The sequence below is a fragment of the Pigmentiphaga sp. GD03639 genome, from assembly GCF_029845405.1.
GTDB lineage: Bacteria > Pseudomonadota > Gammaproteobacteria > Burkholderiales > Burkholderiaceae_B > Pigmentiphaga > Pigmentiphaga daeguensis.
Genome location: NZ_JAOCLR010000032.1, coordinates 48,658 through 55,952, shown reverse-complemented (window position 1 = coordinate 55,952; position 7,295 = coordinate 48,658). Strand labels below are relative to the sequence as shown.

At 67.2% G+C, this 7,295-nt stretch carries 7 protein-coding genes; 4 read left to right on the top strand and 3 right to left on the bottom strand.

The window, feature by feature from the left end:
• Together N5K27_RS24455 and apaG are read right to left on the bottom strand one after the other, a co-directional pair.
• Positions 1-1,309, bottom strand: a 1,309-nt coding sequence (locus tag N5K27_RS24455; protein ID WP_279819763.1) for a murein transglycosylase A, incomplete at its 3' end; no start/stop codon positions are given.
• A 488-nt stretch (positions 1,310-1,797) separates the two neighbouring features.
• A complete protein-coding gene (apaG, locus tag N5K27_RS24450) occupies positions 1,798-2,172 on the bottom strand; it encodes a Co2+/Mg2+ efflux protein ApaG (protein ID WP_279819760.1) in 375 nt (124 codons plus the stop codon).
• A 119-nt stretch (positions 2,173-2,291) separates the two neighbouring features.
• Between apaG and rpe the strand changes: the two genes are divergently transcribed.
• From rpe to N5K27_RS24435, 3 genes are all read left to right on the top strand, one after another.
• Positions 2,292-3,008, top strand: a complete 717-nt coding sequence (gene rpe, locus N5K27_RS24445) for a ribulose-phosphate 3-epimerase (RefSeq protein WP_279819757.1) — start codon at positions 2,292-2,294, stop codon at positions 3,006-3,008.
• A gap of 27 nt (positions 3,009-3,035) precedes the next feature.
• Entirely contained in the window at positions 3,036-3,746 is a 711-nt protein-coding gene (locus tag N5K27_RS24440) for a phosphoglycolate phosphatase (protein WP_279819754.1), read from the top strand.
• Between the two features lie 269 nt (positions 3,747-4,015).
• The gene (locus tag N5K27_RS24435) at positions 4,016-5,536 is read left to right on the top strand and encodes a chorismate-binding protein (RefSeq protein WP_279819751.1); all 1,521 of its coding nucleotides are present in this window, start codon (positions 4,016-4,018) and stop codon (positions 5,534-5,536) included.
• 105 nt (positions 5,537-5,641) lie between these two features.
• Here the strand turns inward: N5K27_RS24435 and N5K27_RS24430 are convergent, their stop codons facing one another.
• On the bottom strand, positions 5,642-6,223 hold the full coding sequence (locus N5K27_RS24430; RefSeq protein ID WP_087840683.1) for a LuxR C-terminal-related transcriptional regulator: 582 nt from the start codon (positions 6,221-6,223) through the stop codon (positions 5,642-5,644).
• Between the two features lie 101 nt (positions 6,224-6,324).
• Here N5K27_RS24430 and N5K27_RS24425 point away from each other — a divergent pair, with 101 nt between their 5' ends.
• Positions 6,325-7,293 (top strand): tripartite tricarboxylate transporter substrate binding protein, encoded by a 969-nt coding sequence (locus tag N5K27_RS24425; RefSeq protein WP_279819748.1) that lies wholly within the window; start codon positions 6,325-6,327, stop codon positions 7,291-7,293.
• The last annotated feature ends 2 nt before the right edge of the window (positions 7,294-7,295 follow it).

Sequence of the window (7,295 nt, the reverse complement as noted above, 5' to 3'; positions counted from 1 at the left end):
GCTTCATGCGGCCGGCCATTTCCCCGGCCTCGTCGCCGAAGCCCCAGAACAGATCCACCCGCGCCGGGCCCTTGATGGCCGTGCCGGTGTCCTGCGCCAGCGCCACCACGTTCATGGGCTGCCGCGATGCGGGCTGGGTGGTCGACAGGAACACCGGACTGCCCAGCGGCACGATGGACGGATCCACCGCCAGCGAGCGGTGCGGCGTCAGCGGCAGGCCCATGGCGCCGCGCGGCCCCTCGGACGGGTCGGCCACGGCCTCCTCCCGGAAGAACACCACGGCCGGATTGGCGTTGAGCATGTCCTTGACGCGGTCGGGGTTGCGCTGCGCCCAGGCCCGTATGCCCTGCATCGATGCCTGGGCCATGGTCAGTTCGCCCTTGTCGATCAGCCATTTGCCGATCGATACGTAGGGATGGCCGTTGTGGTCGGCGTAGGCGAGGCGGATGACGGCGCCCTGGCCCGGGCCGGCATCGAGCACCGCGCGGCCCGTGCCCTGCACCTGCAGGAAAAAGGCATCGACCGGATCGTCGACCCAGACGATGGCCGGGGGCTGGCGCTCGGGCCGCTCGATCTCGCTGCGGGTGTCGTACGGAATCACGCGCCTGCCGTCGAGCTTGCCGCGTATGCGCTTGCCCACGAGTTCCGGGTAGAGCGAGCCCAGATCTATGGTCAGCAGATCGGCCGGCACCGCGTACAGCGGCCATTGGTAGGGGCCGCCGCGTTCGCGCGAGGCTCGCACCAGCGGCTCGTAATAGCTCGTGGCCACCCCCGATGCGAGCTCGCCGCCCGGGCCGCGCACCGACCAGGGCTGCAGCCAGTGCTCCATGAAGGCGCGCACCTGGTCGGCCGACGGCGCGGGCGGCAGCGTCCGCGCGGCGGCGCAGGTCTGTTGCCAGGCGTAGGGATCGGCCATGGCGGGCGCGGTGTTGGAAACCGGCCGGCCGGTGCGCAGGACGATGGACCGGCAGTTGGCCATGAAGGGGCGCCACAGCGCCTCGACCGTGTCGGTCTTCCACCCCGGCAACTGCTGCCACGTCGCCCGCGAGTAGTGCTTGCTGCTCTGCAGGGCCGGCTTGCCGGCGGGACGGGGCACCGGCGGGGGCAGGGGCTTGGCGCCTTCGGGCGCCGGCGCGGGAGCGGGGGCGGGAGCCGGTGCCGGTGCCGGCGTGACTACGGCGGGCTGGGGCGGCGGCGCCGATCCGTCCTGCGGAGGCTGCCCCGTGCCGGCCGGCTGGGCGCAGCCGGCCACGGCGGCGGCCACGGCCAGCGCGGGCAGGGGAAAGCGGGTAAATCGGGGACAATGCAAGTTTCTGAAAGCGAACTCGCGAAGGGACATTATGTGGTTGCTCCTGCTGGAAGCGTTTCTGGCGCTTGCCTTACTGGTGTTCATCGTGGTCTGGACCATGCGGGGTAGAAGGTCCCCCCCTGCGCGCTCCGCGCGCCCCCCAGGGGAGGATGCGGGCGGCACGGATGGGGAGACCACCCCCAAGGGGCCTACGCCCCCTCCCCCTTGAGGCGGCGGCGCTGAAGGGAACCCACCCCCTGGCGGCCTATGGCCGCTCCCCCTCAAGGAGGCGACGCTGGCGGACCGGCAAAGCCGGCTCCGCGGCACCCTGGGTCCGGCATGCCCATCTTGCCATATCGCACCGATGCTATCGCCGGCAGCCAGCGACAGCACCCGCGCCGCAACCCAAGACGCCCTTACTAGACCCAGGATGCGGTGGATCCGGCTCCGCCGGTCCACCCGCATCGCCCCCTGGGGGGCGCCCGTAAGGGCGTAGGGGGGGACCTCATTCAATGCAGCGTGCGGGGCATGGCCAGGACGAACTCGGGGATGTCGACTTCGAAAGGCATGCCGTTCTCGCCCACGCAATGGTAGGTGCCGCGCATGGTGCCAACCGGGGTGGGAAGCGGGCAGCCGCTGGTGTACTCGAAGCTTTCGCCCGGCTGCAGCAGGGGCTGCTGGCCCACGACTCCCAGGCCCCGGACTTCCTGCTGCTGCTGATTGCCGTCGGTGATGATCCAGTGGCGGCTGATCAATTGGGCGGGTTCGGATCCGGTGTTGGTGATGCGGATGGTGTACGCAAAGACGTACTGCCGCTGGGCCGGGTCGGATTGGTCGGACAGGTAGCGGGGCTGTACGGTCACCGTGAGTTCGTGAGATTTCATGCGTGCGCCATAGGGATCTGACAAGCTTCTACAATGGGATGCATCCGGCCGGTCCGGAGTCCGCGGGCAAGGCGTCCGCAAAGACGTCCGGCACCTTGCTTCTGTAAACGGAATATCTTATGCCAGCCTTCACCATTTCCGGGCCCGCTTCCACGCGCATCGCCCCCAGCATTCTATCCGCCGATTTCGCCCGCTTGGGGGAAGAGGTGCGCAATGTCGTGGCCGCCGGTGCCGATTGGATACATTTCGACGTGATGGACAACCATTACGTGCCCAACCTGACCATCGGCCCCATGGTCTGCGAAGCCATCCGCCCGCACGTGCAGGTACCCATCGACGTGCACCTGATGGTCGAGCCGGTGGACGCCCTGATCCCCATGTTCGCCAAGGCCGGCGCCGATGTCATCACTTTCCACCCCGAGGCCTCGCGCCATGTCGACCGGACCCTGGCGCTGATCCGCGACCAGGGCTGTCAGGCCGGTCTGGTGTTCAATCCCGCCACCCCGCTGGACTGGATGGACCACGTGATGGACAAGCTGGATCTGGTGTTGCTGATGTCGGTCAACCCGGGCTTCGGCGGCCAGAGTTTCCTGCCGTCGGCGCTGGACAAGCTGCGCCTGGCGCGCGGCCGGCTGGACCGCTGGCGCGCCGAGACCGGACGAACCGTCCTGCTGGAGGTCGACGGCGGCGTGAAGACCGACAACATCGCCGCGGTTCGGGCGGCGGGCGCCGACACCTTCGTCGCCGGGTCGGCCATCTTCGGCAAGCCCGACTACGCGGCGGTCATCAAGGAAATGCGCGCGCAGATCGCCAAGGGCGATCCGTCCTGCGCCTGAGCGCAACCCGGCAAGCAAGGAGCCCGCATGACTTTTCGCGCCGTACTGATCGACCTCGACGGCACCCTGGTGGATTCCGTGCCCGATCTGGCGAGCGCCGCCAACGCCATGCGGGTCGAGTTCGGCCTGGCACCCCTGCGCGAAGACGTGATCGCCACGTTCGTCGGCAAGGGCATGGAGAACCTGGTCCATCGCGCGCTGTCGGGCAGCCTGGAAGGCCTGGCCGGCCAGGAGCGTTTCGCGCAGGCGCTGCAGACCTTCCGCAACGCCTACCATGTGGTCAACGGCGAGAAGGCGCGCATTTTCGGCGGCGTGATCGAGGGCTTGCAGGCCATGAAGGCACAGGGCTTGCGGATCGCCGTCGTGACCAACAAGCCGGCCGAGTTCACCGGCCCGCTGCTGGAACGGATCGGCCTGCGCGCGTACTTCGACGCGGTGATCAGCGGCGACAGCGTGGCCCGCAAGAAACCCGACCCCATGCCCATGCTGCACGCCTGCGGGCTGCTGGGCGTCGAACCCGTCGAGGCGGTGGTGGTGGGCGACTCGATGAACGACGCCTCGGCCGCCAAGGCCGCCGGGTGCCGCGTGCTGCTGGTGCCCTATGGCTACAACGAGGGGCGCGACGTGCAGGCGATCGAGTCCGATGGTATAGTTTCCTCGCTTTTGGACGCGGCGCAGTGGATTGCGCAGTCCCAGGTCCTGTCCCGGACCACGGTGGTTACACCGCCTTCGTTCTAGTTTCTTCCCAGGGTCTTTCCCGCACAAAATGGTTGCCATGACTCAGCCGTTCGCCCAATCCTGCGCCTGGTGGCGCTGGTGGCGTTCGTCCGCCGGGTAGTGGTGATTCTTTCCGGCCGTACGTCAGCGCGCTGACCGGCCACACAAGCAAGCATTCCGATACGAATCTCCCCGCCCGAGTCCTGCCGGATCGTCGGGGCATGTCTGCTCGTGCGTTCCGGACACGGCCTCCGGCGGAGCCGCAACATTCCACGCGATACGAGGCAAACATGACCGAAGTCGAATTCCAGGCCCTGGCCGCCCAGGGATACAACCGCATTCCGCTGGTATCCGAGACCTACGCCGATCTCGACACCCCGCTCGGGCTCTACCTGAAGCTGGCGCAGAACGGTCCGCGGCGCGGTGCCATGAGCTGCCTGCTCGAGTCGGTGGTGGGCGGCGAACGCTTCGGACGCTATTCGTTCATCGGCCTGCCGGCGCGCTCCTTCATCCGCGCCCGCGGCCGCAGCGTGGAAGTGGTGACCGACGACCAGGTGGTCGAGCGCCACGAGGGCGATCCGCTCGCTTTCATCGCCGAATACCAGAAGCGCTTCAAGGTTGCCCTGCGCCCCGGAATGCCCCGTTTCGTGGGTGGGCTGGCCGGCTACTTCGGCCACGACATGGTCCGCCACATCGAGCCGCGCCTGGGCCCCTGCACCAAGCCCGACCCCGTCGGCATGGGCGACCCGGTGCCCGACCTGCTGCTGCTCCTGATCGACGAACTGGCCATCATCGACAACCTGAGCGGACGGCTTTACCTGATGGTCTACGCCGACCCCTCCCAGCGGGAAGCCTATGCCCGCGCCCGCACCCGCCTGCTGGACCTGCGCACGCAGTTGCGCCGCCCGGTCGAGATTCCGTACAGCCAGGCCAGCATGGTCACCGAGGCGCGGCGCGACTTCCAGAAGCCGGACTACCTGGCTGCGGTGCGCAAGGCCAAGGAATACATCGCCGCCGGCGACCTGATGCAGGTCCAGGTGGGCCAGGTCATCGCCAAGCCCTTCCGCGATTCGCCGCTGTCGCTGTACCGCGCGCTGCGCTCGCTCAATCCGTCGCCGTACATGTACTTCTGGAACTTCGGCGATTTCCACGTCGTCGGTTCCTCGCCCGAGATCCTGGTGCGGCAGGAGGCGGTGCAGGAACAGGGCGAGACCCGCAGCCGGGTCACCATCCGGCCGCTGGCGGGCACCCGGCCGCGTGGCGGCACGCCCGAGGAAGATCTGGCACTGGCCGAGGAACTGCGCGCCGATCCCAAGGAGATCGCCGAGCATGTCATGCTGATCGACCTGGCCCGCAACGACGTCGGCCGCATCGCCGAAATCGGCTCGGTGCAGGTGACCGACCAGTTGGCGATCGAGCGCTATTCACACGTCATGCACCTGGTGTCCAACGTCACCGGGCTGCTGCGCCGGGACATGAGTTCCATGGACGTGCTGCGCGCGACCTTCCCGGCCGGCACGCTGTCGGGTGCCCCCAAGGTGCGGGCGCTGGAACTGATCGACGAACTGGAGCCCGTACGGCGCTGCGTATACGGCGGGGCGGCGGGCTACCTGAGCTACGGCGGCGAAATGGACCTGGCCATCGCCATCCGCACCGGCGTGATCAAGAACGGCATGCTGTACGCGCAGGCGGCCGCCGGCGTGGTGGCGGATTCGGAACCCGAGAAGGAATGGCTGGAGACGGAGGCCAAGGCGCGGGCGGTGCTGCGGGCGGCCGAGCAGGTGCAGCTGGGACTGGACGATCCGGTATGAGGATCGTCCGGTGCAAAGGCCGCCCGGTTGGTGAACCGGGCGGCCTGTCTTCGTGGCGGCAGGGCGGCGAACATGGCGCCGATCCCCTGCCGACGAGCCCGCTACCTACGCGAACCTGGATATCAACGCCGCAGTATTGGCCACCCCGGCTCGCTCGAGCAGCTGCGCGCGGTGCTTTTCCACGGTGCGCGGACTGATTTGCAGGGTCCGGGCGATTTCCTTGCTGGTCAGCCCCTTTCTCAGCAGCGCCAGGACCTCTTTCTGCCGCCGGGGCAGGCCGCCCATGCTCGTGTCCTGCTGGGCCGGATAGAGCGCCCATACCATCTTCGCAAAGGGATCCTTGGCGTCCAGGCTGCGGCCGAACGCCTTGATGAGCAGGGCCGAGCCCGTGCGGGTGCGCCAATGGACGATCGTTTCGCAATGCGGCGACGCCGCAAATGCGACGATGCCCTGCCTTCCGCGGGCGTCGTATTCCGATTCATTGTCGTAGAACGAGCGGAGGCTCTGGCCGCTTATTTCGGGAAGCTCGTAGTCCAGTAGTTCGGCGAATCGGTCGTTGCACCACAGAACGCTGCGTCGGGTGGTGAGACAGGTCGGCACCGGGGAGAAAAGGGACGCAAGAGCAGCCAGACTCATCATGTCGGCGACTCCGCGCGGGATGAACTGGGTATTCGTACGACCTTCCATTTGGAGAGCCTCCGTCTAGACTGCACCACTACGCGGATACCATAACATCATACGCGCAAACGAGACAACTGGCCTGTCATCCAGGCCCATAGGTGGTGCTCATGAATCGTCTGTTCAAGCCTTTGTTGCACTTGTTCTCGGCCTCCGTGCTGGTTGCCGGCAATGCCTACGCCGAGGCGTATCCGCAGCGGCCGGTAACGATCATCGTTCCATTCGCCGCGGGCAGCGGGACGGACATCTTCGGCCGAATCGTCGCCGAGGAACTCGGCAAGAAACTGGGTGGTTCGTTCATCGTCGACAACAAGCCGGGCGCATCCGGGGCGATCGGCTCGAGCGCGGTGGCGCGCGCCAAGCCGGATGGCTATACGCTGCTGATCACTTCCAGCGCGACGCATTCGGCCGCGCCGTGGCTGGTCAACAAGATCAGCTACGACCCCAAGGCGGATTTTTCCCATGTCACGGTTCTTGTCGAGGCCAACTACCTGTTGCTGGTCGGCGAGACCAGTCCCGCCAAGTCGCTGTCGGAATTCGTGAGTTATGCGGCCAGCAAGGGCGACCGGCTTACCTACGGGTACGGCAGTCCCACGTCGCAGGTCCTGTTTGCCGCCTTTGCGGATCTGCTGGGCATCCATGCCGAAGGCATTCCCTACAAAAGCCAGCCGCAGACCTTGACCGATCTGGTCGGCGGCCGGCTGGACGTGGCGGTGGCCGATGTTCCGGCCGCGCAGCCGTTCGTCGAAGGGAAGAAGGTGCGCCCGCTCGTCATCAGCACGTCGACCCGGCTGTCCGCCGTTCCGACCGTTCCCACGCTGGCCGAGAGCGGCTATCGGCCCCTCGGCATTTCCGGCTGGATGGGCGTGGCCGCGCCCGCCGGCACGCCGGTAGAGATCGTCGAGCGGTTGAACGCCGCGCTGAAAGAAATCGTGAACCAGGAAAATGTTTCGTCGCGCTTCCTGGGCATGGGCCTGAAGCCGAACTACATGAGCCTGGATGCGGTGACTGCCTTCGTCTCCAGCCAGCTCGAGGCGTGGGGAAACTATGCAAGGAAGGCAGGCATCAAGCCTGAGTGATT

Coding starts and splice junctions, on each gene's coding strand:
- N5K27_RS24425 (WP_279819748.1), top strand. CDS start 6,325: ATGAATCGTCTGTTCAAGCCTTTGTTGCACTTGTTCTCGGCCTCCGTG.
- apaG (WP_279819760.1), bottom strand. CDS start 2,172: ATGAAATCTCACGAACTCACGGTGACCGTACAGCCCCGCTACCTGTCC.
- rpe (WP_279819757.1), top strand. CDS start 2,292: ATGCCAGCCTTCACCATTTCCGGGCCCGCTTCCACGCGCATCGCCCCC.
- N5K27_RS24440 (WP_279819754.1), top strand. CDS start 3,036: ATGACTTTTCGCGCCGTACTGATCGACCTCGACGGCACCCTGGTGGAT.
- N5K27_RS24430 (WP_087840683.1), bottom strand. CDS start 6,223: ATGGAAGGTCGTACGAATACCCAGTTCATCCCGCGCGGAGTCGCCGAC.
- N5K27_RS24435 (WP_279819751.1), top strand. CDS start 4,016: ATGACCGAAGTCGAATTCCAGGCCCTGGCCGCCCAGGGATACAACCGC.